We start from the raw sequence: 24,332 nt of genomic DNA, 5'->3' as shown, positions 1-24,332 counted from the left end.
GTCAGTCGACGTTGCCGCCGGCTGGCCCCTCGCCCTCGCCTTCGGCCGTGTCCGGCGTGACATCGAGGACCTGCGCCCGCATCGTCACTTTCGCCGGTTCCGGCTTGCAGTCGGTGATGCAGGGATCGCTCGTCTGATAGTGCGCTTCCGCCTCGCGGGTGTCGGAGATGAACCCATCCACATTCGGCATTTCGATGGTGGTGAAGTTCTCGTTCGATAGCTCGAACTCCTCATCCGTCACGATGTCGTTGAGGTAGAGGATATAGGCGGTCAGCGCGTAGACGTCGTCGTCGCTCAGCGACCGCGCGTTACCGAATGGCATCGCCCGGTACACGTAGTCGTAGACGGTGGACAGATAGGGCCAATAGGAGCCGACCGTCTTTTCCGGACGCTGGCGGGTCAAGGTATCGAACCCGCCGGCGAGCACCGGCCAGCGCCCGCGGCCCTCGCCGAAATCACCGTGGCAGGACGCACAATTCTCGGTGAAGATCGGCTCGCCCTCGGCAACCGTCCCACGACCGACAGGCAGCCCTTTTCCATCGGGCCTGACATCGATATCCCAAGCCGCGACCTCCTCTTCGGTTGCCGGTCGGCCGAGGCTGAGCGGTCCGCCGGACGGCTCGGCCGCGACAGAAGCCGCCACCGCAGTCCCGCCCGCCTCGTTCTCGGCCGACTTCGTCTCCGGCTGGGCCGGCTCAGGCGTCGCCACCTCCGCCTCGGCGACAGCTTCGCCATCACCGGGCTTCTCGGCATCCGTAGCCGCCGCAGTCTCGCTCGAGAATGTCGCCAGATAGGCGATGACATCGTCGCGGTCGTCTTCCTTCTTGAGGCCCGCGAAACCCATTTTGGTACCGCTCGCAAAGCCTTTCGGGTCCGCGAGAAATTCCGACAGGGTCGCTTCGCCCCAAACGACGCCGCCTTCTCCGGCCGTCGTCAAGGCGGGAGAATATTTGTAATCGGCAAGACCGCCCGCGGCCCGCCCGAAAAGCTCGTTCAGCTGCGGGCCGATCTTGTTGGCGGCGCCCTCTCCGACCGCATGACAAGCGCGGCACTTGTTGAAGACCTTCTTGCCGGCGTCGGCATCGCCCGCCGCCAGGGCCGGTGACACCAAGACACCGACGATGGCACCAGTCGCGAGCAGGAGCTTAGGAAACTTCGACATTTTCGAGCGCTCCGTCGGTTTGCAGCCACCAGGTCTGGATACCATTATTGTGATAGATTGAGTTTTCACCGCGCGCCGCGCGCAGTTCGTCCTTGGTCGGCTGAACGAAGCCCTTCTCGTCGATCGCGCGCGATTGCAGGAAGAGTTCCGATCCGTCCCAGTCGAAATCGAGATAGAACCGGTGCACGGCCATCGACAGGCTCGGCCCGTCGATCCGCGCTTCGATCCAATTCCGGCCACCATCAAGCGAAACGTCGACGCGCTTGATGCGGCCGTTGCCCGACCAGGCCAGGCCGGTCACGACGGTACGTCCCCGGCCATGTGTGATGGGCGCCTGCGGGCTGGGATTGGTAATGACGGACTTCACGTCCATTGCCCAGGTAAAGCGGCGCGCTTCGCCATTGGCCAGAAGATCGGTATACTTCGAGGTCTCCTCACGCTGCTGCCAGGGGGCATCTCCGACCTCGAGCCGGCGCAGCCACTTGACCCACATGTTGCCTTCCCAGCCGGGCACGACGAGACGAACCGGATAGCCCTGCTCGGGACGCAGCGCCTCGCCGTTCATCTTCCAGGCGACGAGGCAATCGTCGAGCGCCTTCTCCATCGGGATCGAACGGGTCATCGCCGAAGCGTCGGCGCCTTCGGCGAGAAGCCACGAACCGGCGCTCTTTACCCCGGCTTCCTCCAGGAGGTAGCGGAGCGGCGTCCCCGTATACATGACGCAATGCACCATGCCGTGGGTAAACTGACAGCCATTCAGCTGCGAGCCACGCCATTCCATGCCGGTATTGGCGGCACATTCGAGGAAGTAGATCCTGTTCTCACGCGGAAAGCGCTTCAGATCTTCCATCGTGAAGACCAGCGGGCGATCAACCAGCCCGTTGATCATCAACCGATGCTCATTCGGCGCAATCTCGGCGATACCCGCGTGATGGCGCTCGAAGCACAGGCCATTCGGCGTAATGATACCGTCGAGTTCATGCAGCGGCGTGAAATTGACCGAACTCGTCGAATCCGCCGTCAGCCAAGACACGTCGCGCCGAACGACTTCCGACTCATGGGGCGACGGCATTCCGTAAGGCCGCGCGTCGACGCCATCGCCGAGATAACGGTTCCAGTCCTGAACCTCAGTAATCGCCGGATCGCCGCCCGCCGCGGCAGAGGCTTGCCGGCCTCCGATACCCGCAAGCGCCGCGGCGCCTCCTAGCGCCAGGCTTCGCTTCAGAAAGCTTCGACGGGAGGCCCCGTCTCCCGCCTTTTCGGGGCCGTCGATCATTAGTTTCCTCCGAATATCGATATATTCAATAATCAGAATATATCAGCGCGGACCTTGGCTGTCGAGAAGCGAGTTCAACCTTTCAGTTGAACGCTGCGGTTTTGTTCGAGCGACACCGTCGGATTCTTCGCCAGATAACCTTCGACGACGTCCCAGATTGGTGGCCCCTCGGTCCCTTCGTTGACCGAGGCCCATCCGGCGACGACATATTCCCGGCTCGCCTCGATCGACGTTTCGGTCTTGAGGATCGTCATGTCGGAAATGCGCGAGCCGATCTGCTTGGTCGGGTCAATCCCAAATCCCATACCGCCGACGCGCACCATGTCGCCGCCCTGCTGGTAATAGGGATCGCTGTTGAAGAGGTTGTCCGCCACATCCTCGAGGATGGCCTTCAGCGTCTCGCCGGTCATCTTGTTCCGGTAGACGGCGGGATAGGTCATGGCACAGACGTTGTGGACGTCTTCCATGGTGATGTCGCTTCCGGCCGGGAGGGAGGTGCCCCACCGGAAGCCCGGCGACAGGGCGATTTCCGCATCCCGCTCTTCGAGCAGCGCCTCGCAGATCAGATCGTCCCATGTGCCATTGAAATTGCCGCGACGGTAAAGCAGGCTCTCGGTCCTGCCAACGACGCGTTTCAGCTCCGCCTCGTAGGGTTCCCGCACCGAATCGATGACCGAGGCCATCTCGAGATCCGGCGTGATCACATCGGAAAAGACCGGGATCAGCCGATAGCGGAAGTCCTTCAACCGACCGTCCGAAATGTCGAGATCCAGGCGGCTGAGAAACTTGCCGTTTGAGCCTGAGGCGATCAGCATGGTCTTGCCGACCATGAAGGGTTCCGGCAGCGCGTCATGGGTATGACCCGTTAAAATGATGTCGATGCCCTCGACGCGTGAGGCCAGCTTGCGGTCGACGTCGAAGCCGTTATGCGACAACAGCACGACCAGATCGGCGCCGGCCGCCCTCGCCGCCGCGACGTGCTTGACGATCTCCTCGTCGCGGATGCCGAAGGACCAGCCTGGAATCAACCAGGACGGATTGGCGATCGGCGTATAGGGGAATGCCTGTCCGATGACGGCGATTTTCGACCCGCCCCGCTCGAACATCTTCCATGCCTCGAAGGCTGGCTCGTCCCATTCATTGTCGAAAATATTCGAGCCGAGGAACGCGAACGGCAACCCCTCAATGGCGTCTTTCACCCGGTCGGTCCCGTAGGTGAACTCCCAGTGCCCAGTCATTGCGTCGGGCTTCAGCGCGTTCATGGCGGTGATCATGTCTGCGCCGGAGGTCTTGTTCGCCGTATAGCTGCCCTGCCAGGTATCGCCGCCGTCAAGCAGGAGGACATTGTCATCACCGCGCTCGGCGCGGGCGCGCTTGACGATCGTCGCGGTGCGATCGAGCCCGCCCATCTTGCCGTATTGCCCGGCCAGCGCCGCGAAGTCTTCTGACGTCAGCGCATAGGCATCGGGCGTGCCGGGTTCGATGTTGTAGAGCTTGAGGAAATCCGCGCCGGAGACATGCGGCGGCTGCCCCACGGCCTCGCCAACGCCGATATTGACGGCTGGCTCGCGAAAGAAGACCGGCTTCAACTGAGCATGGATGTCGGTGATATGAAGGATCGTGAGATTGCCGAAATCGGGTGCCCCGAGCAGGTCGTCCTCGCTCATCAGCTGCTGCGCGGCCGCACGGGACCAGCGACCGGACAATCCTGAGCCGGTCAGGGCCGCCAAGGCCACCGTCGCGGTCAAAAACTCGCGTCTTGAAAACATAGCTTGCCCTCGTTCCGGACAGCACTGGCGATCCGGATTCGTCAACTCGTTTTGGAAAAGAAGACGCGAGGACGCCTACGGACGCCCTCGCTGACTTGTTTTACTGCCGCACCGCAGGCGTTTCGACCGACAAGCCGCTACCGCGCCAGGCGGTGTAGACTTCCAGAGCCATCAACTCGTCGGAAAAGGCCGCCGGATATTCGGCACGCGTATCGCGGATACAGCCACGGAACCGGTTTTGGATCGAAACCAGATTCGACTGTTTCAGGCGATAGGTCGGAAAGCCGTTGGTCTGCCCCTGGCTGAGATGATCGGCCCGAATGTACTGGCCGGAATTGTCTTCGTGGCAGGATGCGCAGGAGAGGTTCAACTGACCGGTACGCAGATAGTAGCGGTCCTTGCCCTTCTGCCACCAGTCCATCATCTCACCCTCGGCGAGATCGACCTTCGTGGGCTCGCCGAGCGACTGATGCTTGATGAAGGCAGTCAGGTCCTTCTGGTCCTGAACGTCGAACTTATAGGGCTCTGCCTCCATCCGCTCGGTCCGGCAGGCATTGATCTGCAGTTCGACATTGAACGGCTTCTGCTCTTTCTCGTTCCACTTCGGGTAATTCGCGCCAACGCCTTTCATCGACTCCGCCGCGTCGTCATGACAAGAAGCGCAGGACTTCCCTGCCGCTCCCTCGACGGTGTTCCATATCTCCTCGCCCCGCTCGACATTGAGCATGCCGGGATTTTCGAAACTGTCCGATTCAACCTGGCGGGTCTCCGCCTCGCGGTAGAGCCAGCCGGACTTCACTTCCTTGAAGGGATGGCCTTCGGGCTCGGAAGGCGCCGGGGCAACGATCGTCATTTCCTTGCCGTCGATACTTAATTTCTCGTCGACCGGCTCGGCGGCAGCGCCAAAGACCATTGAGAGACTACCGAAAGAGACAATACCCATCAGGGCGATGGCAGTTTTTTTCACGCGATTTTCCTCCCGATTGCAGTGATCGATGGATGGCCGACCGGCTTCGGAAAGCCGGCCCGATCCTTATTTGACCTCGATCTTCTGCTCGTCCGTGTAGGTCTCGCCATTGTCGTCGACCCAGGTGAACTTGAACGTCCCGCTCTCCGGCACCTTGGAGGTGAACTCGAAATAGGGGTTCGCCGAAACCGCGGGCTCAAGGTTGGTCTCGAAGACCTTCGCTCCATTGAACTCGGCGGTAAACTTGTTGATGATCTGGCGCGGGATCACGTTGCCTTCTTTGTCCTTGCGCTGACCGGATTCCATATCGTGACTGATCAGCGTCTTGATCGTCACGACCTCGCCGGCCTCGGCGCTTTTCGGGACCTTCACTCTGGGCTTGGATGCCATCTTTTCGTCTCCTCCGATGCCCGCGGCTCCCTAGGTCTTGGCCCGGCCGCGCATCGATCGATTTCTGATTCGGTGAATTTTGTCTTATCCGGCGATCAGCCGCCGCAACCACCGATCGTCACCTTGACTTCCTTGCGATCGGAGTAGGTCGAGCCATCGCTCAGCTTCGCCACCGCAATGACGTTTTGTGTCTTGGCGAGCCGAATGCGCGTCGTCGCCACGGCCGAGCCACTCATCGGCGTGAACAGGAAGGTCGCCACCTCCGGATTGGGATTTCCATCGGCGAAGATCGTGACGGATTCCACGTACTCGCCCTCTGTCATCGGGCTCTCGACCTCGACCGAGATCGGCACCGTGTTGCCGTTCTCGGCAATCTCGGGGGCGGTCAGCGAAATCTTGCCGGTCTGCGGCTCGGTACCACCCGTCAGGGTCGACAGAGCCTTTTCCGTCTCCTCGGGAGTTGCGAACGCCCGCCCGGGTGCAAACGCAACCAGGCCGGCCGCCGCAGCGCCGGCGGACAGCGCGAACATGTGTCGTCTCGTGACATTCATTTTATCAACCTTTCACTATTCGCCGTTCAGCGTACCCAGATAGGCTACGACGTCCTCGACCTCTTGCGCCGACAGGATCGTCTTGCCCTGATGCTCTTCGGCGACGTCCACCCCCACATCGAGCGTATAGAAGCCCGGCATGACGGTCTGCTCACCAAACACTTGTTTTGCATTGGCGACGATCGCCCGTAGCTGCCCCGGCTCCCAGCGCGTCGCCACGCCGTCCATCACCGGCCCGACGGTTCCATGGAAAAGCTGGCCCGAAAGATCCTTGTTCGCGTGGCAGGCGAGGCAATTGCCCGACTTGCGATCCGCGAAAATCTCGCGTCCCTTTTCCGGGTCGCCAGGTTGATCGGTCAAAGATTCCGGCACCGCCATATCTGTAAAGGCCACCTCAGTGGGCGCCGTTTCGGCGGCGGTGGCCAGCGGAGTGGCCGTTACGATCAAGGCGAGGCTTAGCGCGAGAGAACGCGTCATGAACAAGACTTCCTCCGATTGCCGGCCTTTTGCGGCCGATCTGCTGCGATTCTGGAACTCAGCTTAGGCGATCCAGTGCGAAAAATGCAAGAATTGTTTTTTTTGAATATTTTGCGGTCGCTCAATCGGACTTGCTGCGCTGCAGCAATTAATTGGCCGGCTGAGCATCGATGAGGCCTTTCTCTTCGAGCCTGCGGGCATGATACTTCTGAAAGTGCTCATCGCCGTCGTAGCCCTTGGTCCTGACCCACTCGAACATGTGAAGAAAGGTTTGCTTACCGAACAGGCCCGGCATCGTTGCCACCGCGGCCTCGCCTGCCGTTCCCTCTTCTGGCACTTCTTCCGGCATAAAGAGAATAGTTGGCGTGAACACGACGGCCCAACGCCGGCCCGCGCTCTTTTCCGTCAGCGTTTCGCCGTCGATGTCGGTCACTTCCTCGTCACCGAACAGATTGTACTGGACGACCTTGAAATTGGCCTGGATGTAATCCCGCACCTCAGGGTTGGTCAGCAGCTCCTCGTGCATCTTCTTGCAGTAGATGCAGCCGCGCTGCTCGAAGACCAGAACGAGGCGTTTGTCCTCGTCCTTGGCAGCCTGGATGTCTTCCGCCACATCCTTGAAGGTGAGGGAGAACCAGTCCTGCTTGTGCAGACCGTCGTCGCCGATTTCCACAGCGTAGGCGCTGCCGGCGAGAACGCCGATGAAGGCGCTGGCGATAAGCAATTGCCTGAGCATGCAGTTCTCCTCTGTTTGCGAACCCGTCGATCAACCGATCGTCGCGAATCCCGGAAAAGTTTCCAAAAGCCAATAGGATATCGTCGACATTTGCCCGGTCGCGAACAGTATCCCCGTGAACACCAACAGGCCGCCCATCACTTTCTCGACAGTGGCCATGTGGCGACGGAAACGCCCGACGAAATCCAGAAAGCGCGTGGCGAAAGCCGCCGCGATCAGAAACGGCACCCCGATCCCAAGCGAGTATGTCGCCAGCAGCCCCGCGCCCCGCAGAGCCGTATCCTGCGAACCAGCGACAAACAGGATTGCCGCCAGAACCGGTCCGACGCAAGGCGTCCAGCCGAATGCGAAGGCGAGCCCCATGACATAGGCACCGACCGGCCCGGCCGGTTTCCTGGCTACTTGCACCCGCGCTTCACGATACAACAATCCCAGGCGCAACACGCCGAGGAAATGCAGCCCCATCACGATGATGATCACCCCGGCGATGATCGACAAGACATCGAACCACTGCGCAACAGCCTGGCCGATGATGCTTGCGGTCGCACCGAGAACGACGAAGACGGTCGTAAAGCCCGCGACGAAGGCGGTCGAGGCCAGCATGATCTGCCGAGCCACGGCAGGTTCGGAGCCGCGCTCACGCACCTGATCGAAGCTGAGCCCCGCCAGATACGCCAGATATGGGGGAACGATCGGCAGCACGCATGGTGAGATAAAGGATAGAAGTCCCGCCAGAAGGGCCGCACCGAATCCGACATCGAGCATTTGGAGGTTTCCGAGGACGATCTTATGTTTGGGCTTCCGAAAGCGATCGTCTGCGCCATAATGGAATCTAATTCATAGAAGAATGCATATGTTTTCATCCGTTGTAAATGTCCGCCCCTTCTCGCAGCTTCTACGGCTGGTTGTTGTCATGGCGGTTGCCGTGGCATCCCTTCTCGCCCATCGCTCCGCGTTGTCAGCCGCCGAGTTGCTGATGCTCGAACAGCCCGGATGCGTCTGGTGCAAGCGCTTCAATGAAGAGATCGCTCCCGCCTATGCCAAGACCGACGAGGGTCGGCGTGCCCCGTTGCGCCGCGTCGATATTACCGAGGACTGGCCCGCGGATCTGGAGGGAATTCGGCCGGAACGGCTCACGCCAACTTTCATCCTGCTCGATAAGGGGGTAGAGATCGAGCGCATGATAGGGTATCCGGGAAACGAGTTCTTCTGGGGGCTGTTAGACGATATGCTGTCGAAACTGCCCGCAGCCGATACGGCTGCAGCCGATTGATGAGCCAGGACGGGCAACCAAATTGAGCAGCGTGACTCTTTGGGCCGTACCCAAATTCGACCAAACGACTTCGGTGGAGGAGTCCGACGCGTTTTTCGAGCAGGCGAAAAAGGCGAGCGACCTGCTGAAAGCGATGTCGCACGAAACGCGGCTGATGATCCTGTGCCTGCTCTCGGAAGGCGAACGCTCTGTCGGTGACATTGAAGCGATCTTGTCGATGCCGCAGGCGGCTGTCTCTCAGCAGCTGGCCAGGCTTCGTCTCGACCGGCTGGTGGTGACCCGCCGCGAAGGCCGCACGATTTACTACAGCCTCGCCAATGAGGAAGTGACGTCGCTGATCGGAACGCTGTACGACCTGTTCTGCGCCCCGGTCCGCAGGAAGTCGCTGTAGCCGACGGCTCGGGGATAAGGTTTGCGGATCAGACGCTTGCGTCTGGTCGATGCCACGCCTAGCCTTCGAGGCGGAAGCGCACCGAGATGCGCATTGGGAGGCACCAACATGCTCATGGAAAGCGGCCTCGCGCTGCCGCTGGCCGGCCTGATTGCCGGAACGGCGATGGGCTACGTCGCGCGACGCTATCATTTCTGCACGATGTCGGCGCTGGAACGGCGCTGGTATGCCGGCGACGACAACGGTTTAAGAGCCTGGGGGTTGGCGATCATGGTCGCCATCGTGCTGAGTCAGGCTCTCAGCCTTGCCGGTCTCTTCGAACCTCAGCAAAGCTTTTATCTTTCCCCCTCCTTCGGCTGGACCGGCGCGATCTTGGGCGGCGTCGCCTTTGGCTTCGGCATGGCGCTGGTCGGCACGTGCGGCTTCGGCGCCCTGGTAAGGCTTGGCGGAGGGTCGCTGCGCGGCCTCATCGTGGTCGTCATTCTGGGGCTCTCGGCCCTCGCGGCGCAGCGGGGCGTTGTCGCCATCGGCCGCGTCGCCCTCGTCGACTCCCAAGCTTACGATCTGTCCGCGCTGGGATCGCCCGACCAGTCGCTCGGCTCGTTCGTCAGCGCGATCGTCGGCCGTGACCTGTCGTTCACGGTCGCTGTCCTGGTAGTCACGCTACTGGGGTCATGGATTTTCAGGTCGTCGGCGTTTCGCCATGATCACGGCAAGATCATCGCCGGCGTGGGGATCGGCGCGGTCGTCGCATTCGGCTGGGCGGCGACCTCATGGATCGCGGCCCGGTCCTTTGATCCCGTTCAGATCGAAAGCGCGTCCTTCGTGGTGCCGCCGGGGGACCTCATCCTACAGATCATCGCCGTCACAGGTAGCCTGCCCGATTACGGTGTCGGCCTCGTTCTCGGCGTCGTCGTCGGCGCCGCGGCCGCCGCCGTGCAACGCCGCGACGTCCGCTGGGAAGCCTGCGACGACGCACGCGAACTGTCGCGTCACTTGGCGGGGGCTGCACTGATGGGAGTGGGCGGCGTGTTCTCGCTCGGCTGTACGATCGGACAGGGCATTTCGGCCGCCTCGCTTCTGTCGATTTCGGCGCCGATCGTGCTGATCTCGATCGCGATCGGAGCGCGGCTGGGCTTGGCCTATATCCTGGAAGGTTCGGTTCGTTACGCCTTCTTTCGCATCGAACGGGGTCCGGGGAAGTGAATCAGCCTGCAGGAACGAAGCGGTAGGCTGCACCCTCGACCTCCACACGCCCGATCCCGCCGTCGGGCAGGTGAAAGCCGACGAACCTGAGTTTCTCCGCCGCCAGCCGGTCGAGCAGCATGCGGCGCGTCAACGCCCCCTCCTCCCGGTCTTGATCCGCGCCCCAATGCCACTCCGGGCGAGCGAAGGAGACCGGGTCGTTGGAGATGGCATCACCGACGACCATCGCCGGCTCATCGAGGGCGTGAATCACGAAGGCCGTGTGGCCCGGCGTATGCCCGGGCGTCGCCATCGCCTCGATTCCGGGGATGATCTCCGCACCGGCCTGGAAGCGCTCGGTTCGCTCCTCGATCGCGTCAAAGCGGCTGCGAGCCCCGACGACGAAAACCTTGCGGTCGTCCGGCGCGGTCGACAGCGTTTCCTCCGAACGCCAGAAGTCCCATTCCGCTCCAGAGATGTGGAACGACGCTTGCGGGAAGACCACTTCGTCGAAATCATCAACGACGCCCCAGATGTGATCGGGATGGGCGTGGGTGAACACGACATCGGTGATCTCGCCGGGATCGATCTTCGCGGCCTCCAGGCTCTCGATCAGGCGGCCCGCCGAGGGCATGAAATTTGGGCCCGACCCGGCGTCGAAAAGGACCAGACGGTCCGGCAGACGGACGAGGGTCAGGTTGCAGGGCGGCAACAATTCACCGGACTGAATGAAGGTTGCTTCCTCCAGAGCCGCGAGGTCGGCCTGGGGGATATCGGGCAAAACGAAGTTAAGTGGCAGGACCAGATTGCCGTCGCTGACGGTCGTCAGCGTTCCGGCGTCGGTCGACGCCAATGCGTTTCCCACAATGGCAGGTGCCAGCCGCACGGCGAGCCCCGCGAGCAGGGCTCGATTGAATGCGCGACGGCTGATCATTGGCTCTGTTCCCACGGTTTAGGATGGCCAGAACGATGGCCGGTACCGTCATATATTCATAAGAATGAATTGATTTCAAAGCAGCGGCGGCCGTCGGCCCCATCCGGTTAGGTGGAACGAGCGCCACACGGCTCCCAAGAGCGTCAACCGGTCTTGCTACGTTTCAAATCCTGCCTGGGCCGGAGGTAACCCGTTCTGTCTGAGCAGGCTTGCGTTCCAGATGAGCGTCTCGACTGCCAGGTCGCGGGGGATGAGAAACAGCTGATGAAAAAAAGCAGGCTTGCGGGCCGAACTTTTCCGGCCGGGTCGTTCATGCGACCTACGCCCTCTCCGATACGATGACGGGACGGAAAACCGCCAAAGCGGGAACCGATGAGCCGTCCGAATCCGGAGCGGATTGACGACGATCAATCAATTTCTTGAAATTGGATCGAATCGATCCTGTACCCTCACGATCTAGCCGAAGGCCTCGCGCCGTTCGTCGAGCTCCTCGCGGCCCCCATCGCGCTGTTCCAGCTTTTCGGCGTGCAACAGTTCGGCCTCGGCCTCCTCCAGCGCCAGCCGGGCGGCGTTCGTCTGGACCTTCAGATCCTTGACCGAATTGGTCAAATTGTCGCGACGGGCTCGGGCCGCCTTGGCGAAGGTGGGATAGGCGAAGTGCTGGACGTCACTGATTCCAGCCTTTTTTTCCTCGTTGACGATCTGATTGTCGAGTTCAGCCGCCATCCGGGTGAACTCACCCATCATCAGCTCCAACTGCTCGAGTTGGCGACGCTTTTCCGAGAGTTTGAAACGCGCCAGTCGCACCAGGTTGTCACGCTTCATACTCAAATCCCTAGCTGGAGGCTCCGTCTGGCGGAACACTCTTGAACAACGCGCTTGACGGGTTTCGGGCAAGCCTCGGGGGCTATGCGTCTTAACTGTCTGTTTACGCGCACCGTTAATCATAGGGGTGAGGATTTAAGGTCGGGTAAACCGGATTGACCCATTTCGCCGAACCCCGATCGGGGAACGCACAATTTGGGTTCCACGGAAGCATCGTGCCTTGAGCCGTCCCGCAGATGCGTTGCGGTCAGATCCATGAAGGATCAAGAGTATTTGTTAACCATTGCCTGCCATTTTTTGGCCGAATTTAGACAACGAGAGCTTACCGAATATCCAAGTTCGGCGCGGCTGGCTGAGAGGAATTTCTGATGCGCGTTCTTTTGATCGAAGACGACAGCGCCGTGGCACAGAGCATCGAGCTCATGCTGAAATCGGAAAGCTTCAATGTTTACACCACCGATCTGGGTGAAGAAGGCGTCGACCTTGGGAAGCTCTACGATTACGACCTGATCCTGCTCGACCTCAATCTTCCCGACATGTCCGGTTACGAAGTGCTGCGCACCCTGCGCCTGTCCAAGGTGAAGACGCCGATCCTGATCCTGTCCGGCATGGCCGGCATTGAGGATAAGGTTCGCGGCCTCGGCTTCGGCGCTGACGACTATATGACCAAGCCGTTCCACAAGGACGAACTGGTCGCACGGATCCACGCGATCGTCCGGCGGTCGAAGGGACATGCCCAGTCGGTGATCAACACCGGCGATCTCACCGTCAATCTCGATGCCAAGACCGTGGAGGTCGGCGGCCAGCGCGTGCATCTGACCGGCAAGGAATATGCCATGCTGGAGCTTCTTTCGCTGCGCAAGGGCACCACCCTGACCAAGGAGATGTTCCTCAATCATCTCTATGGCGGCATGGACGAGCCAGAGCTGAAGATCATCGACGTCTTCATCTGCAAGCTGCGCAAGAAGCTCTCCACGGCCACCGAAGGCAAGAACTACATCGAGACGGTCTGGGGTCGCGGCTATGTGCTGCGGGAGCCGGAAGAGGCACGCGCGGCCTGAGCGCAACGAATTCCAGTCAAAGCCAGAAGGCCCGCCCCGAACTCCCGCGGCGGGCCATTATCGTTAGAACTTCAGCTTTAGAGCGCAAGCCGGCATCACGCCGCCGCTGACGACTCGAGATAGGGCTCTATCCAGGACCGAAGCGCTTCGCGTTCAAACGGCTTGTAGATAAAGTCCGTCGCCCCGGCACGCTTGAGACGGGTCATCAACCCCAGATTGGCATCGACGATCGAGGCAAGGATGACGAGGCTCGTGCCCTTCGCCATTCGGCGCATCTCGTCAACCAGTTCGGGGCCGGCGCTGTCACTGGGACACGCCGCGATGATGGCGATGTCCGGCAGCCCATTCTGCTTGATCCATTCCCGCGCTTCCGGGGCGTTGGGGACGCTTTCGACGGCGAGACCGAACTGTAGAAGGATGCGGGAAGCAATCTTCCGAATGACCGGCGCGTCGTCGACAATGAGACAGGTTTGCATAGCCTGACAACTCCGCTTGGTTCGCCCTGAACGATGTGTCGGGGTCGACCGTGGCGTAGTTGTAGCCCAGCGGGTTTGCGGTTCCGTTCAGAAACAAGGATAAAAATGCATGAAGCTGATCGTTCAGCTTTAGGATACCCGAAACACCACCGAGGCATCGTTCATTTCATGGACGACCGCCAGCCCCGCCTCCTTGGCCAGAAAGAGCGTGTAGTAGGGCTGTATCGCCTGGGCATCCACGGCCTCTTGGGCGGCATCGCCATTGAGCAGCGCGAGCAGGCGCGGCTGGATCCGAATCCGCTCTCCGGTCGCGCGGACACTGGCTCGGGGCGGATCGATCGCTTCGATCTCCACTCGAACCTCGCCGCCGCGACTGATCGAGGCGCTGGCCATAACCACGAGATTGAGGACGATCTTGGCGAAGTTCTTCACTGCGTAGCCGCCCTCGCCTTCCCAGACGAGATTGGCCTTTTCATGGTCCATATACCCCAACGCCGCCGTCTTGGCCTCGTTGAGATCGATGGTCGCCGTCGGTGAACCCGCAGACCCGAAGGCGATGCGCGCGAACTGCAGCTTGGCCACCGCCGATTTGAGCGAGTGCCGAACCAGCTCCATCGACTCCCGGTCGCCGGGCATATCGTCCAGCAATTCCAATCCGCTCTGGATCCCGAAGACCGGCGAGATGATATCGTGACAAAGCTTGCTGGACAGAAGTGCGGCGAGATCAGCCGCGGAGAGTTCTGGAAGGGTCGTCATAAAAGGTCCGTTTCGATCGAGACAGGGGGACGCGATCACGGCGAATCACCCGTCCCATTTCGATACGAAGCATGATTCCAACCGAGACTCCCGTCAACCGATGGCGGTGGGCCAATCGGCGAAGAGAAATGTGTTCGTGACGCTTCGGCGTTAGGCAATTGAAAAGCATGTTTTGTTCAAATGCCGGGGAAGTCGCCCGCGATGGGCGCCATGCGGGCCTGGCGCACGTCGCCGGCACACCCGCTTTCTCGAAAGGAGCCGGTCATGAACGGTATTATCCGGACGGTCCGCAATCTCATTTTCGCCACAGCCGCGATGCTGGCCTCGGGCCTCGTGGCGGCCGCCCCGGCCATGGCCCAAGCCAGTCCGGCCGGCTACAACATGGACGAGGTCATCCAGACCGGGCATCAATTCTTCGGCACGACGTCGGGAAGCCTGGCCCAGGTCGTCGAGCGGGCGTTCCAGAGTTACGGGCTGCCAAACGGCTATATCCTCGGCGAGGAAGCGGCGGGCGCCTTCTTCGGCGGGCTGCGGTTTGGTGAGGGCACGCTTTTCACCAAGAACGCCGGCCAGCACCGCATTTTCTGGCAAGGCCCCTCGCTCGGCTTCGACGTCGGCGGTGACGGGGCGCGCACGATGATGCTCGTCTACGACCTGCCCGCGGTCGAGGCGGTGTACGGCCGTTTCGGCGGAGTGTCCGGCAGCGCCTATCTGATCGGCGGACTCGGCATGACGGTACTGACACGCGACAATATCGTGCTGGTGCCGGTCAAGACCGGTGTCGGCGCGCGGCTTGGAGTCAATCTCGGTTATCTGAAGCTAACGCCGATGCCGACCTGGAACCCATTCTGACCGATGCGCAGAACATCGGACCAAAAAGTGGAATCCGGTTCTTGGATCATTCCGATGTTCAATCAAAGTGTTAGAGCGCCCTTTGTGCGTCCGGAAAGGCACACGGCGCTCTAAAGGCGTTGCCTGAAGAGCATACCGGCGCGGCAAACTCCGTCGAAAAAATCCCCGGAGGCGGCACCAATGGCGACTTCTGCGTTATAGGTTCTTTCGGCAGTACCACGCGAAGGATCCCATGATCGCCACCGGCCTGACATTTCTCCTCGGCTTTTTCGCCGCGATGCTGCTCGCGCTTCTCGTTGCGCCGGTGATCTGGCGTCGCGCCAAGCGGCTCGCCCGGCGCGAGTTCGAGGCAACGATCCCGTCCAGCGTGAACGAAATTCGCGCCAGCTTCGATCATGTTCGAGCCGAGGCCGCGCTACAGTCCCGGCAACGGGAGATGGATGCGCTGGCGATGCGCGACAAGGCCGCGCTGGAGCGAGCGGACGCAGGACGTGTGGCCCGCGAGAATGCGGAGTTGCGTGCGCACAGTCGCGGTCTGGCCGAGACCGTGGCCCAGCAGGAGAGCGACCTCAAGGAGCTTGCGGCAGCGCTGGCATCGCGTGAGGAAGAGTATGGTCGCCTCGAAAGTCAATTGCGTGAGACGCAATTGGATCTCGAACGCAGCACGGACGAAATGGACGATCTCGCAGCGCGCTTTCGCGAACTCACCCAGATCGCGGAAGAGAGGAAGATCGACACCCTTACCCTCGACAGCAAGCTGGAGCGCGTATCCGACGATTTGCGTTCGGCCGAACGGCGAGAAGGCGAGAAGGCGAGTGCCATCGAGCGGCTACGCGGCGAGTTGAATACGCTCGAGGGTCATCTTCAAAGGGAAAAGGTCGCCTCACGCAAACTGGAAGAGAAAGTGGTTCGGCTCACGGCCCGTCTGGCCGATCAAGAGGAACAGGTCTCTGCCCACGGGCCGCGCCCAACCGGTCTGCTTCCTGACGAGAACATGATCGAGCAGGACGTCCCGGACGTGCCGATGGACGGCCGAGAGCCCTCAGTGACCGACGAACCCGAAACCCGCAAGGCAGCGCTCCCCCCGTCCAAGCCGACAATCGGCCAAAGCGTCCGAGATGCGCTCGATCTACCCGAGCATCCGCTCGGCGAGGAGCATCTCGAAGAGGCGGATCTGCGCCAGCGTATCAGTGACATCGCGGCGCGGGTCGTTCATTTGACCGCCAAGGCCGAGGGAACCGGTTCCCCGATCGACACGATTCTCGAAGAGGCCGAGAAAGCGCCATCTTCTTCCAGCGACCCCGAAACAAAACAGGTCACCCTCGCCGACCGGGTCCGCCGTCTCCGCGACAAGGAAACCGCCGGCGGCCGGGCGACCGGATAGATGGCAAATGCGCCGGCCTCCGCTCGGCGTTCTATCGTCCTCGATTCGTATAGAGGTTGGACAGCACGATCGCGGCAGCGGTGGCCACGTTGAGGCTATCGACGTCGGGCTCCATTTCGATGCGGACCGTTTCCATCCTCTGCATCAGCTCCGGCGATAGGCCCCTTCCCTCGGCTCCGAGGAAAAGCGCCATCGGACCATCGGAACCGAGCTCGCGAAGCGCGATCCCGCCGGCCGGCGAAAGCGCAATCGTCCGATACTCCGCGTTACGACATAGACTCGTGAGGTCCGTGCCGGCGCCCACCCGCGACCACGGCATCGTCAACACGGTCCCGACCGAAACCCTGAGCGCCTTGCGGTAGAGCGGGTCGCAGGACGTCGCATCGAGCAGGACCGCGCCCGCGCCGAAGGCTGCGGAGTTGCGAAAGATCGCACCTATATTGTCGTGATTGGCGATACCGACCGCCACCACGAGCGGACGGCTATGCGCCGCCGCGGAGGCGACCAACTCGGTCGGCGTTCGCCTGACACCTTCTTCCTTGCCATGGGCGAGGACACCGCGATGCATCGCGAAGCCGGCGATCTGGTCAAGAACCTCTCGCTCCGCGACGTAAACCGGTACCCCCGGCGGCAGGCGTGACAAAAGCTCGCTCAGACCGGCCAGGCGGTTGCGCAGGACAAGCAGCGCGGTCGGCCGGAATTGCCGCGACTCCAGAAGCTGATCGAGAACGACTGTGCCCTCTGCGATGAACCCGCCCCGGCCGGTCAGATCCCGATCGCGAATGTCGCGAAACACCTCGATGCGCGGATCCGCCGGATCACCGATCGCGATCGTTTCCGGCACCGAACTGCCTCACCCCATCCTGGCGGCGTGCCAGCGCAGATGGTCTTCCATGAAGGTCGAGATGAAATTGTAGCTGTGATCGTAGCCGGGCTGCCGCCGCAGCGTCAGCCCGATTCCGGCCTTGGCGCAGGCTGCTTCCAGCAGCTCCGGCCTGAGCTGCTCGGTGAGGAAATTGTCGGCCATGCCCTGATCGACGAACAGTTCGTCGACCCGCGCGCCATCCTCGATCAGCGCGACGGCATCGTGCTTGCGCCAGACCGCGCGATCGTCGCCGAGATACATCGCCAGCGCCTTGTGCCCCCACGCGACTTGGCTCGGCGCCCCGATCGGCGCGAAAGCCGAGACGGCCTTGTAGCGACCCGGATGAGTGAGGCCGATAGTCAGCGCGCCGTGGCCGCCCATAGAGTGGCCCATGATCGACTGCCGCGCCGGATCGGCGGGAAATTCGGCGGCGATCAGACCCGGCAGTTCCTCCGTCACATAGCTCCACATGCGATAGTTCTTGGCGAAGGGCTCGTGCGTCGCATCGACGTAGAAGCCGGCTCCGAGGCCGGCGTCGTAGGCCGCGTCCGGATCGTCCGGCACGCCCTCGCCGCGCGGGCTCGTGTCCGGCGCGACGAAGATCAGGCCGAGTTCCGCGCAGGCGCGGCGGTACTCACCCTTTTCCATCACATTGGCATGGGTGCAGGTGAGGCCGGACAGATACCAGACCACCGGCAGCTTCGCTCCGGCCGCGTGCTCCGGCACGAAGACCGCGAAAGTCATGTCGGTGCCGGTCGCCTTGGACGCATGACGATAGACGCCTTGGACACCGCCATGGACCTTGTTGGTCGAAATCGTTTCCATGGCTCAGAACACCACGACCGAGCGGATCGATTTGCCCTCGTGCATCAGGTCGAAGCCCTTGTTGATCTCTTCGAGGGTCAGCGTGTGGGTAATCATCGGGTCGATCTCGATCTTGCCATTCATGTACCAGTCGACGATCTTCGGCGTGTCGGTGCGACCCCGCGCGCCGCCGAAGGCCGAACCCTTCCAGACCCGGCCGGTGACCAGCTGGAAAGGCCGGGTCGAGATTTCCTTGCCGGCTTCCGCGACGCCGATCACCACCGAGACGCCCCAGCCGCGATGACACGCTTCCAGCGCCTGGCGCATGACCATCGTATTGCCCGTGCAGTCGAAGGTGTAGTCGGCGCCACCGTCGGTGAGCTCGACGAGATGCTGGACGACGTCGCCCTCGATCTCCTTGGGATTGACGAAATGGGTCATGCCGAAGCGTTCGCCCCATTCCTTCTTGTCGTTGTTGAGGTCGACACCGATGATCTTGTCGGCACCGACGAGGCGGGCGCCCTGGATGACGTTGAGCCCGATGCCGCCGAGGCCGAAGACGACGACGTTGGCGCCCGGCTCCACCTTGGCCGTGTTCACCACCGCGCCAACGCCCGTCGTCACGCCGCAGCCGCAATAGCAGGCTGTCTTGAACGGCGCGTCCACGCGGATCTTGGCGACGGCGATTTCCGGCAGAACGGTGAAGTTGGAGAAGGTCGAGCAACCCATATAGTGGTGGATCGGCTGGCCCTTGTAGCTGAAGCGCGTCGTGCCGTCGGGCATGACGCCTTTGCCCTGGGTCGCGCGGATCGCGGTGCAAAGGTTGGTCTTGCCCGACAGGCAGGACTTACACTGGCGGCATTCCGGCGTGTAGAGCGGAATAACGTGATCGCCGGGCTTCACATAGGTCACGCCGGCGCCGATTTCGCGCACCACGCCAGCGCCCTCGTGGCCGAGAACCGACGGAAACAGGCCCTCGCTGTCCAGCCCATCCAGCGTGTAGGCATCGGTGTGGCAGATGCCGGTCGCCATGATCTCGACGAGGACTTCGCCGGTCTTCGGGCCTTCGAGATCCAGTTCGACGATCTCCAGCGGCTTTTTGGCTTCGAACGCAACGGCGGCTCTGGTCTTCATATGCGGATCTCCAAACTGTCGGTGCCGCGTCCCTGCTAGACGTTTCGCGCCGCGATGCAAATCCGGCGGAGCCAAAAATCTCGGTTCCGCCGGTCGCCATCGCGAGCCGTGGGCACGCTGTCTTGCCCTTATCTGCCCGAAGCCACAGGGAGGAAAGCGGGTGATCGCCGCACAGGGCGCGACGCGCCGCGGCGGTCTGCGACATCGCCTCGCTAGCGACATCGTCCTAGGGCAGTCGGACTTTTGTGAGCGCCCGTTGCTCATCGCCGAGCCGAACGCACGCCGGTGAGGCACGCAATCAAAGAATTTCAAATTGACGGGGAGGCAAATGGTACGCCCAAGGGGAATCGAACCCCTGTTTGCGCCGTGAGAGGGCGCCGTCCTAACCGCTAGACGATGGGCGCTTATTGCAGGGCACGATATAACGGCAGCCAGTTGCCGACGCAAGAGGCTTTTGCCGCTTTCGTCGATGCCAACCGTCAGCCGTCGGAAAGGGCGTAGGTGGCAAGAATGCTGCCGTCGGAAAGCGACACGAGCAGCAGTCGCATCCCCGTTGCCGTTCGAATCCGCAGCAGTGCCCGGTCGCCGTCGAGCGACGTCTCGAGGATGTCGGCCCCCGGCGGGATCGCGATGGCCAGTTCCGCGCCCGGTTGAGGGCGCGCGCCGCCCGAACCGCTGGAGACCTTATAGACAACGGCGGACAGCACGGCCATAACCGCGATCAACATGATCCCGATCGAAACCGCCAAAAGCCGCACCAATTTGCGCCGAACCCGTTCGGTCGCCGGGTCGAGCGGCTTTTCGATCTCGCTGTCGTCGCTATGGGTCATGGCAGGTCCGGCGGGCTCCGTTCTAATCGGTGCCCGCTCCTACAGGCGATAAGGCTATGGATACAAGACGTTTCATGGTCGATACCGCCGGAGCTGGCGAGCGGCTCGACAGCTTTCTGGCCGCGGCCAGCGACGGGACACTCTCGCGTAGCCGGGCCAAGACCTTGATTTCCGAGGGGCGCGTTTCGATCAACGGCGAGAATGTCCTCGTCGCCAAGCGCAAGCTCAGCGCGGGCGAGGCCGTCGATGTCGACATGCCGCCCCCCACCGACGCCGCCCCCAAGGCGGAGGCCATTCCGCTTTGCGTCGTGCATGAGGATGCGGACCTCATCGTCATCGACAAGCCGGCGGGTCTCGTCGTCCATCCGGGTCCCGGCAATTGGACCGGAACCCTCGTCAACGCACTGCTCCACCATTGCGGCGACAGCCTATCCGGCATCGGTGGCGTGCGCCGCCCCGGAATCGTCCACCGCCTCGACAAGGAGACCAGCGGCCTGCTGGTCGTTGCCAAGTCCGATACGGCCCATCGGGGTCTTTCGGAGCAGTTCGCCGCGCATGGCCGCGACGGCCGCCTATCGCGCGCCTATCTCGCAATCGTCTGGGGCACGCCGGCCAGACCCCGCGGCACCGTCGACGCGGCCCTCGGTCGCTCGGCCAGCGACCGCGTCAAACGGGCCGTGGTGCCGAAGGGGCGCAGCGACGCCCGCCATGCGATCACCCGCTACGCCTTGCGCGCAGCCTCGCCGCTCGACGACGGCCTGGCGTCGCTGGTCGAATGCGTGTTGGAAACCGGACGCACGCATCAGATCCGGGTTCATATGGCCCATATCGGCCAACCGCTGGTTGGCGACGATGTCTATGGCGCCGGATTTCGCACCAAATCAGAGCGCCTCGACCCCGATGCCAAACGTGTCGTCCAAGGCTTTCGCCGCCAAGCGTTGCATGCCCATCGTTTGGGATTCGTCCATCCGGTCTCGGGCGCGCCGCTGTCCTTCCAGTCGCCATTGCCGGAGGACATGGTGGAACTCTGCGCTGCTTTCGGCATTGCACAGCAGTGAGAAGTGGGGTCAAGATTCGCTCGCGCTTCCCCTGAACGCATTGTTCAAAGGCTCGTTCACACTGCGTGACACGCGATTGTGCCGTGAATTCGGTGCACCAAACCCTATATAATAAGGTCTGCGCGAACGGGGTATGTGCAGTTCGCGACCCGGCCGGTTCTTTTGAAGCGGCCGATTCAACGATGGAGGGCAACGAATGGCCCAAGCTAATCTTCCCAGTATCGCTTCGGGTGAAGCCGGTCTCAGCCGCTATTTGGAGGAGATCCGCCGGTTCCCGATGCTGGAGCCTCAGGAAGAATACATGCTGGCCAAGCGCTATGCGGAACACGACGACCGTGACGCGGCACACCGGCTGGTGACCAGTCATCTGCGCCTCGTCGCCAAGATCGCAATGGGCTATCGCGGTTACGGGTTGCCCATCGGCGAAGTCGTTTCCGAAGGCAATGTCGGCCTGATGCAGGCGGTCAAACGTTTCGATCCGGAGCGGGGTTTCCGCCTGGCGACCTACGCCATGTGGTGGATCAAGGCTTCGATTCAGGAATATATCCTGCGCTCGTGGAGCCTCGTGAAGATGGGCACGACCGCAAACCAAAAGCGTCTGTTCTTCAACCTTCGCAAGATGAAGAGCCGCATCCAGGCCCTTGAAGAGGGTGATCTGCGGCCGGATCAGGTCGACCAGATCGCCACCCAGCTGGGCGTTTCGGCCGAGGAAGTCGTCTCGATGAACCGCCGCCTCTCCGGCGATGCCTCGCTGAACGCGCCGTTGCGGGCCACCGAGGGCGAGTCCGGCGAATGGCAGGATTGGCTCGTCGACGACAGCGAATCGCAAGAGGATTCGCTCGCGCGCGAGGATGAGCTCGATCAGCGTCGCGGCATGTTGAACAATGCGATGGATGTCCTCAACGATCGGGAACGGCGCATCTTCCAGGCGCGTCGTCTCTCCGAAGACCCGCTGACACTCGAGGCGCTCTCCGGCGAGTTCGACATCAGCCGTGAGCGCGTGCGCCAGATCGAGGTCCGGGCCTTCGAAAAGGTGCAAAAGGCCGTTCGGGACACTGCCGAGGCGGCGCATCGAGCACTGCGGTCGGTTGACCAGGCCAGCGCCTGACCGACACGACAGCCGACTGAAAAAGCAAAGGACCGGTTCGCTCCATGGCGCACCGGTCCTTTTTTTGTTCAGATCATCGACCGCGATTGCGCGGCACGGGCGGCGACCGATGCGCGATCACATCTCCAGATCGAGCGAGACGGGCGACCTCGCCAAAGAGCTTGGAAAGATCGTCAGGTTTTTGCGTTCCAGGCGTCCAGAGCTTCCTTGAAAACGCGATCACCCGGAATCCCCTTCTCGATCGACATCAACGCCCGCCGCCCAGTCTCGTAAGCGATCGGAATATCGATCCATTGTTCGCTTTTCAGCAGCGAAAGATTGCTCTGCATCGCCTGTTCGAGATTGTTCAGGGCGATGATGAAGAAGCCGTCGGAGATCTTGCCCGCGACTCCGATCAGCGGCTCGCCCCGCGCCTGCTCAGTCGCTTTCAGTGCCAGACGCTGCACGTTGGCGACGCCGCCGCCGCTGAAATTCGCCGGTGTGGTGAAGAGAAGCTCGATGACGTGGCTTGCCGGCAGCGTCGGATCGGCGTTCCGGCGAATGGTCATCGTCATCTTGAGATTTTCATCCGGAACCTCGGCGACGGCGCGGATCGCCGGTTCCGGAGGCTGCCCCTCGCTCGGCGATTCGTTGACCACCGACCAGACGACATTGCCGCCTTCCTGCGTGCCGGACGTCGTTTCCGTCCGCTCTTGGTAGAACACCGCCTTTTGCGCCACGGCGGGCGTGTTGCCGGTGGCCGGTTCGACAGCCGCAACTTCGGGGCTTGCGGCTTCTTCACCGGCAACCGGCGTCTGCGCCTCCGCGGGTGCGGCGCCGACCACAGCGGGGTCCTCCCCGATTTCGCTGCGGATGGTCGGCGATGCGGAGGATTCCGCCGGTACCGGCGATGCCGGGGCGATATCCGTTCCCTCGTCGAACGCGTTGGGCTCGCCCCCCGCCGGTCCCTCGTCCACTTCGGTCCCATCGGGAAGCAGCCGTTGGGTGAATTGCCGGGCCGATTGGCCCCGCGGCGCCTCGGCGCCAGCCACGTCACTTATGCCGGTCTCTCCCGGTCCGCTCGCATCGGGGCTTTGCGAAACCGACTCGCCGGTGGCCGCTGCCGTTCCGCCGTTCGCGGCCGCCGGCTCTTTGTCTGTCGTAGTGGCGATATTGTCGAGATCCGATGGAGCGACCAGCAATGCCTCGATCTGGTCGCGATAGGTCCATCCAACGGCTCCGAGACCACCCAAGAGGACGATAACGAGAGTTGCGGCGATCAGCGAACGCCCTTTGCCCGATCCTTTCCGCTTCCCGCGCGGCGAATAGCGCGGGCCTGAAACATCAGCCTCCGGGATGTCGTCGTCTGTGCGGATGCCCGCGGGAATTCTTTCGTCGTCATAGAATGCATCGTCATGGGTTCCGTCGGCCTCGCGGCGCGCCGCCCCGGATGCGGTGGGAACGATGAACGGGGAACCGACGGGGGATGGCCCGGCCGCCGCCTCGGGTTCCTCCGTCGCGATCGGGAAAAACGGCGGCGGCTCATGACGCGGCGTCGCTGCGGATTTCTTCAGTCCCGGGAAGACCGAATCGACGATCCCACTCCCGCTCCGCTCCGTCGCCCGGTCGCCTGAATTGGCCCGCGAATCGGGTGTCCCACCGCCCTGTTCCAGGGAGTGGCCGGGCAGCGAAGGAGCCTTCGGCAAGACGGCTTTCGGCACTGGCGGAGCGGGAGTTTCGCTCGCGCCCACCCAGGCCTCCGGCGCTGGTGTATCCGAACGGCCCCCGCCGGGTCTGCCCCGTGCTTCCGACGTATCGGCCGCCAGGAGCGCCGCCAGATCGTCGTCCGGCTCGCCATCCGTTGGGCTGGTATAATGCTGTTCGGTGCGCGCGATCGCGTCCTCAAGCGCGGCGAGCCGAGTGGCGACGACGGTCTCGGCCAACGGTGGATTCGCCCCGTCGATCTGCCTTTGAATTGCCGCGCGGGCCTTATCATAGACCTTAGCGCGCATCTGCGGCGTAGCGCGCGGCAGGCCGTCGATGGTTTTACGAAGTACGCCGCTCAAGTCCGCCATGGATCGCAGTCACT

The 24,332-nt window shown here is 62.3% G+C and carries 26 protein-coding genes and 1 tRNA gene; 8 read left to right on the top strand and 19 right to left on the bottom strand.

What is annotated here, in order from left to right:
* Nucleotide 1: 1 nt before the first annotated feature.
* From VSX60_RS07490 to VSX60_RS07450, 9 genes are all read right to left on the bottom strand, one after another.
* On the bottom strand, nt 2–1,162 hold the full coding sequence (locus VSX60_RS07490) for a c-type cytochrome (protein ID WP_327623526.1): 1,161 nt from the start codon (nt 1,160–1,162) through the stop codon (nt 2–4).
* Nucleotides 1,146–2,438 (bottom strand): sulfite dehydrogenase, encoded by a 1,293-nt coding sequence (gene soxC / locus VSX60_RS07485; protein ID WP_327623525.1) that lies wholly within the window; start codon nt 2,436–2,438, stop codon nt 1,146–1,148. Before soxC ends, VSX60_RS07490 begins: the two co-directional genes overlap by 17 nt.
* 74 nt (nt 2,439–2,512) lie before the next feature.
* Nucleotides 2,513–4,207, bottom strand: coding sequence for a thiosulfohydrolase SoxB (soxB, locus tag VSX60_RS07480; protein ID WP_327623524.1), 1,695 nt, complete (start codon nt 4,205–4,207; stop codon nt 2,513–2,515).
* Nucleotides 4,208–4,307: 100 nt separating this feature from the next.
* Nucleotides 4,308–5,150, bottom strand: a complete 843-nt coding sequence (soxA, locus tag VSX60_RS07475) for a sulfur oxidation c-type cytochrome SoxA (protein ID WP_327623569.1) — start codon at nt 5,148–5,150, stop codon at nt 4,308–4,310.
* 90 nt (nt 5,151–5,240) lie between these two features.
* The gene (soxZ, locus tag VSX60_RS07470) at nt 5,241–5,564 is read right to left on the bottom strand and encodes a thiosulfate oxidation carrier complex protein SoxZ (protein ID WP_327623523.1); all 324 of its coding nucleotides are present in this window, start codon (nt 5,562–5,564) and stop codon (nt 5,241–5,243) included.
* 95 nt (nt 5,565–5,659) lie between these two features.
* The gene (soxY, locus tag VSX60_RS07465) at nt 5,660–6,115 is read right to left on the bottom strand and encodes a thiosulfate oxidation carrier protein SoxY (protein ID WP_327623522.1); all 456 of its coding nucleotides are present in this window, start codon (nt 6,113–6,115) and stop codon (nt 5,660–5,662) included.
* Nucleotides 6,116–6,130: 15 nt separating this feature from the next.
* Nucleotides 6,131–6,592: a sulfur oxidation c-type cytochrome SoxX gene (gene soxX, locus VSX60_RS07460; RefSeq protein WP_327623521.1), complete on the bottom strand. Its 462-nt coding sequence runs from the start codon at nt 6,590–6,592 to the stop codon at nt 6,131–6,133.
* 148 nt (nt 6,593–6,740) lie between these two features.
* Nucleotides 6,741–7,328 (bottom strand): thioredoxin family protein, encoded by a 588-nt coding sequence (locus VSX60_RS07455; RefSeq protein ID WP_327623520.1) that lies wholly within the window; start codon nt 7,326–7,328, stop codon nt 6,741–6,743.
* A 30-nt stretch (nt 7,329–7,358) separates the two neighbouring features.
* A complete protein-coding gene (locus VSX60_RS07450; protein WP_327623519.1) occupies nt 7,359–8,093 on the bottom strand; it encodes a cytochrome c biogenesis CcdA family protein in 735 nt (244 codons plus the stop codon).
* 148 nt (nt 8,094–8,241) lie between these two features.
* Between VSX60_RS07450 and VSX60_RS07445 the strand changes: the two genes are divergently transcribed.
* The 3 genes from VSX60_RS07445 (at nt 8,242) to VSX60_RS07435 (ending at nt 10,198) form a co-directional block, all read left to right on the top strand.
* Nucleotides 8,242–8,601: a transcriptional regulator gene (locus VSX60_RS07445; RefSeq protein WP_327623518.1), complete on the top strand. Its 360-nt coding sequence runs from the start codon at nt 8,242–8,244 to the stop codon at nt 8,599–8,601.
* 73 nt (nt 8,602–8,674) lie between these two features.
* Nucleotides 8,675–8,992, top strand: coding sequence for an ArsR/SmtB family transcription factor (locus VSX60_RS07440; RefSeq protein WP_327623568.1), 318 nt, complete (start codon nt 8,675–8,677; stop codon nt 8,990–8,992).
* 108 nt (nt 8,993–9,100) lie between these two features.
* Nucleotides 9,101–10,198, top strand: a complete 1,098-nt coding sequence (locus VSX60_RS07435; RefSeq protein ID WP_327623517.1) for a YeeE/YedE family protein — start codon at nt 9,101–9,103, stop codon at nt 10,196–10,198.
* Nucleotide 10,199: 1 nt separating this feature from the next.
* On the opposite strand, the gene VSX60_RS07430 is transcribed toward VSX60_RS07435, so the two are convergent.
* Both VSX60_RS07430 and VSX60_RS07425 read right to left on the bottom strand, forming a co-directional pair.
* Entirely contained in the window at nt 10,200–11,111 is a 912-nt protein-coding gene (locus tag VSX60_RS07430) for an MBL fold metallo-hydrolase (RefSeq protein ID WP_327623516.1), read from the bottom strand.
* Nucleotides 11,112–11,567: 456 nt separating this feature from the next.
* Nucleotides 11,568–11,936: a flagellar export protein FliJ gene (locus VSX60_RS07425; protein WP_327623515.1), complete on the bottom strand. Its 369-nt coding sequence runs from the start codon at nt 11,934–11,936 to the stop codon at nt 11,568–11,570.
* Nucleotides 11,937–12,304: 368 nt separating this feature from the next.
* Here VSX60_RS07425 and ctrA point away from each other — a divergent pair, with 368 nt between their 5' ends.
* Complete coding sequence (gene ctrA, locus VSX60_RS07420; protein WP_327623514.1) at nt 12,305–12,997, top strand: response regulator transcription factor CtrA; 693 nt, start codon at nt 12,305–12,307, stop codon at nt 12,995–12,997.
* A 95-nt stretch (nt 12,998–13,092) separates the two neighbouring features.
* Here the strand turns inward: ctrA and VSX60_RS07415 are convergent, their stop codons facing one another.
* Both VSX60_RS07415 and chpT read right to left on the bottom strand, forming a co-directional pair.
* A complete protein-coding gene (locus tag VSX60_RS07415) occupies nt 13,093–13,473 on the bottom strand; it encodes a response regulator (protein WP_327623513.1) in 381 nt (126 codons plus the stop codon).
* 129 nt (nt 13,474–13,602) lie between these two features.
* A complete protein-coding gene (gene chpT / locus VSX60_RS07410; protein WP_327623512.1) occupies nt 13,603–14,229 on the bottom strand; it encodes a histidine phosphotransferase ChpT in 627 nt (208 codons plus the stop codon).
* Between the two features lie 264 nt (nt 14,230–14,493).
* On the opposite strand from chpT, the gene VSX60_RS07405 reads away from it, so the two are divergent.
* Complete coding sequence (locus VSX60_RS07405; RefSeq protein ID WP_327623511.1) at nt 14,494–15,081, top strand: DUF1134 domain-containing protein; 588 nt, start codon at nt 14,494–14,496, stop codon at nt 15,079–15,081.
* 232 nt (nt 15,082–15,313) lie between these two features.
* On the top strand, nt 15,314–16,465 hold the full coding sequence (locus tag VSX60_RS07400; protein ID WP_327623510.1) for a hypothetical protein: 1,152 nt from the start codon (nt 15,314–15,316) through the stop codon (nt 16,463–16,465).
* 31 nt (nt 16,466–16,496) lie between these two features.
* Here the strand turns inward: VSX60_RS07400 and VSX60_RS07395 are convergent, their stop codons facing one another.
* The 5 genes from VSX60_RS07395 to VSX60_RS07375 all read right to left on the bottom strand — a co-directional run bounded on the left by VSX60_RS07395 (nt 16,497) and on the right by VSX60_RS07375 (nt 20,098).
* Nucleotides 16,497–17,309 carry a TrmH family RNA methyltransferase gene (locus VSX60_RS07395; RefSeq protein WP_327623509.1) on the bottom strand — a complete coding sequence of 271 codons (813 nt, stop codon included), beginning with the start codon at nt 17,307–17,309 and terminating at the stop codon, nt 16,497–16,499.
* 9 nt (nt 17,310–17,318) lie between these two features.
* A complete protein-coding gene (gene fghA / locus VSX60_RS07390) occupies nt 17,319–18,155 on the bottom strand; it encodes an S-formylglutathione hydrolase (RefSeq protein WP_327623508.1) in 837 nt (278 codons plus the stop codon).
* A gap of 3 nt (nt 18,156–18,158) precedes the next feature.
* Nucleotides 18,159–19,268, bottom strand: a complete 1,110-nt coding sequence (locus VSX60_RS07385; protein ID WP_327623507.1) for an S-(hydroxymethyl)glutathione dehydrogenase/class III alcohol dehydrogenase — start codon at nt 19,266–19,268, stop codon at nt 18,159–18,161.
* 329 nt (nt 19,269–19,597) lie between these two features.
* A tRNA-Glu gene (locus tag VSX60_RS07380) sits at nt 19,598–19,672 on the bottom strand.
* A 75-nt stretch (nt 19,673–19,747) separates the two neighbouring features.
* Nucleotides 19,748–20,098, bottom strand: coding sequence for a fimbrial protein (locus VSX60_RS07375; RefSeq protein WP_327623506.1), 351 nt, complete (start codon nt 20,096–20,098; stop codon nt 19,748–19,750).
* Between the two features lie 56 nt (nt 20,099–20,154).
* Between VSX60_RS07375 and VSX60_RS07370 the strand changes: the two genes are divergently transcribed.
* Together VSX60_RS07370 and rpoH are read left to right on the top strand one after the other, a co-directional pair.
* Nucleotides 20,155–21,156 (top strand): RluA family pseudouridine synthase, encoded by a 1,002-nt coding sequence (locus VSX60_RS07370; RefSeq protein WP_327623505.1) that lies wholly within the window; start codon nt 20,155–20,157, stop codon nt 21,154–21,156.
* 196 nt (nt 21,157–21,352) lie between these two features.
* Complete coding sequence (gene rpoH / locus VSX60_RS07365) at nt 21,353–22,264, top strand: RNA polymerase sigma factor RpoH (protein WP_327623504.1); 912 nt, start codon at nt 21,353–21,355, stop codon at nt 22,262–22,264.
* A 173-nt stretch (nt 22,265–22,437) separates the two neighbouring features.
* Here the strand turns inward: rpoH and VSX60_RS07360 are convergent, their stop codons facing one another.
* Nucleotides 22,438–24,318, bottom strand: a complete 1,881-nt coding sequence (locus tag VSX60_RS07360) for a hypothetical protein (protein ID WP_327623503.1) — start codon at nt 24,316–24,318, stop codon at nt 22,438–22,440.
* Nucleotides 24,319–24,332: the final 14 nt, after the last annotated feature.

It is taken from the genome of Aurantimonas sp. A3-2-R12 (assembly GCF_036016755.1).
In the GTDB taxonomy this organism is placed as follows: domain Bacteria; phylum Pseudomonadota; class Alphaproteobacteria; order Rhizobiales; family Rhizobiaceae; genus Aurantimonas; species Aurantimonas coralicida_A.
Note: the sequence above shows the minus strand (reverse complement) of the source record. Positions and strands in the feature narration are given on the sequence as shown.

Excerpts from the sequence above, each read along its gene's own strand:
- VSX60_RS07490 (WP_327623526.1), bottom strand. The coding sequence starts at position 1,162 with ATGTCGAAGTTTCCTAAGCTCCTGCTCGCGACTGGTGCCATCGTCGGT.
- soxC (WP_327623525.1), bottom strand. The coding sequence starts at position 2,438 with ATGATCGACGGCCCCGAAAAGGCGGGAGACGGGGCCTCCCGTCGAAGC.
- soxB (WP_327623524.1), bottom strand. The coding sequence starts at position 4,207 with ATGTTTTCAAGACGCGAGTTTTTGACCGCGACGGTGGCCTTGGCGGCC.
- soxA (WP_327623569.1), bottom strand. The coding sequence starts at position 5,150 with ATGGGTATTGTCTCTTTCGGTAGTCTCTCAATGGTCTTTGGCGCTGCC.
- soxZ (WP_327623523.1), bottom strand. The coding sequence starts at position 5,564 with ATGGCATCCAAGCCCAGAGTGAAGGTCCCGAAAAGCGCCGAGGCCGGC.
- soxY (WP_327623522.1), bottom strand. The coding sequence starts at position 6,115 with ATGAATGTCACGAGACGACACATGTTCGCGCTGTCCGCCGGCGCTGCG.
- soxX (WP_327623521.1), bottom strand. The coding sequence starts at position 6,592 with ATGACGCGTTCTCTCGCGCTAAGCCTCGCCTTGATCGTAACGGCCACT.
- VSX60_RS07455 (WP_327623520.1), bottom strand. The coding sequence starts at position 7,328 with ATGCTCAGGCAATTGCTTATCGCCAGCGCCTTCATCGGCGTTCTCGCC.
- VSX60_RS07450 (WP_327623519.1), bottom strand. The coding sequence starts at position 8,093 with ATGCTCGATGTCGGATTCGGTGCGGCCCTTCTGGCGGGACTTCTATCC.
- VSX60_RS07445 (WP_327623518.1), top strand. The coding sequence starts at position 8,242 with ATGGCGGTTGCCGTGGCATCCCTTCTCGCCCATCGCTCCGCGTTGTCA.
- VSX60_RS07435 (WP_327623517.1), top strand. The coding sequence starts at position 9,101 with ATGCTCATGGAAAGCGGCCTCGCGCTGCCGCTGGCCGGCCTGATTGCC.
- VSX60_RS07430 (WP_327623516.1), bottom strand. The coding sequence starts at position 11,111 with ATGATCAGCCGTCGCGCATTCAATCGAGCCCTGCTCGCGGGGCTCGCC.
- VSX60_RS07425 (WP_327623515.1), bottom strand. The coding sequence starts at position 11,936 with ATGAAGCGTGACAACCTGGTGCGACTGGCGCGTTTCAAACTCTCGGAA.
- ctrA (WP_327623514.1), top strand. The coding sequence starts at position 12,305 with ATGCGCGTTCTTTTGATCGAAGACGACAGCGCCGTGGCACAGAGCATC.
- VSX60_RS07415 (WP_327623513.1), bottom strand. The coding sequence starts at position 13,473 with ATGCAAACCTGTCTCATTGTCGACGACGCGCCGGTCATTCGGAAGATT.
- chpT (WP_327623512.1), bottom strand. The coding sequence starts at position 14,229 with ATGACGACCCTTCCAGAACTCTCCGCGGCTGATCTCGCCGCACTTCTG.
- VSX60_RS07405 (WP_327623511.1), top strand. The coding sequence starts at position 14,494 with ATGAACGGTATTATCCGGACGGTCCGCAATCTCATTTTCGCCACAGCC.
- VSX60_RS07400 (WP_327623510.1), top strand. The coding sequence starts at position 15,314 with ATGATCGCCACCGGCCTGACATTTCTCCTCGGCTTTTTCGCCGCGATG.
- fghA (WP_327623508.1), bottom strand. The coding sequence starts at position 18,155 with ATGGAAACGATTTCGACCAACAAGGTCCATGGCGGTGTCCAAGGCGTC.
- VSX60_RS07385 (WP_327623507.1), bottom strand. The coding sequence starts at position 19,268 with ATGAAGACCAGAGCCGCCGTTGCGTTCGAAGCCAAAAAGCCGCTGGAG.
- VSX60_RS07375 (WP_327623506.1), bottom strand. The coding sequence starts at position 20,098 with ATGACCCATAGCGACGACAGCGAGATCGAAAAGCCGCTCGACCCGGCG.
- VSX60_RS07370 (WP_327623505.1), top strand. The coding sequence starts at position 20,155 with ATGGATACAAGACGTTTCATGGTCGATACCGCCGGAGCTGGCGAGCGG.
- rpoH (WP_327623504.1), top strand. The coding sequence starts at position 21,353 with ATGGCCCAAGCTAATCTTCCCAGTATCGCTTCGGGTGAAGCCGGTCTC.
- VSX60_RS07360 (WP_327623503.1), bottom strand. The coding sequence starts at position 24,318 with ATGGCGGACTTGAGCGGCGTACTTCGTAAAACCATCGACGGCCTGCCG.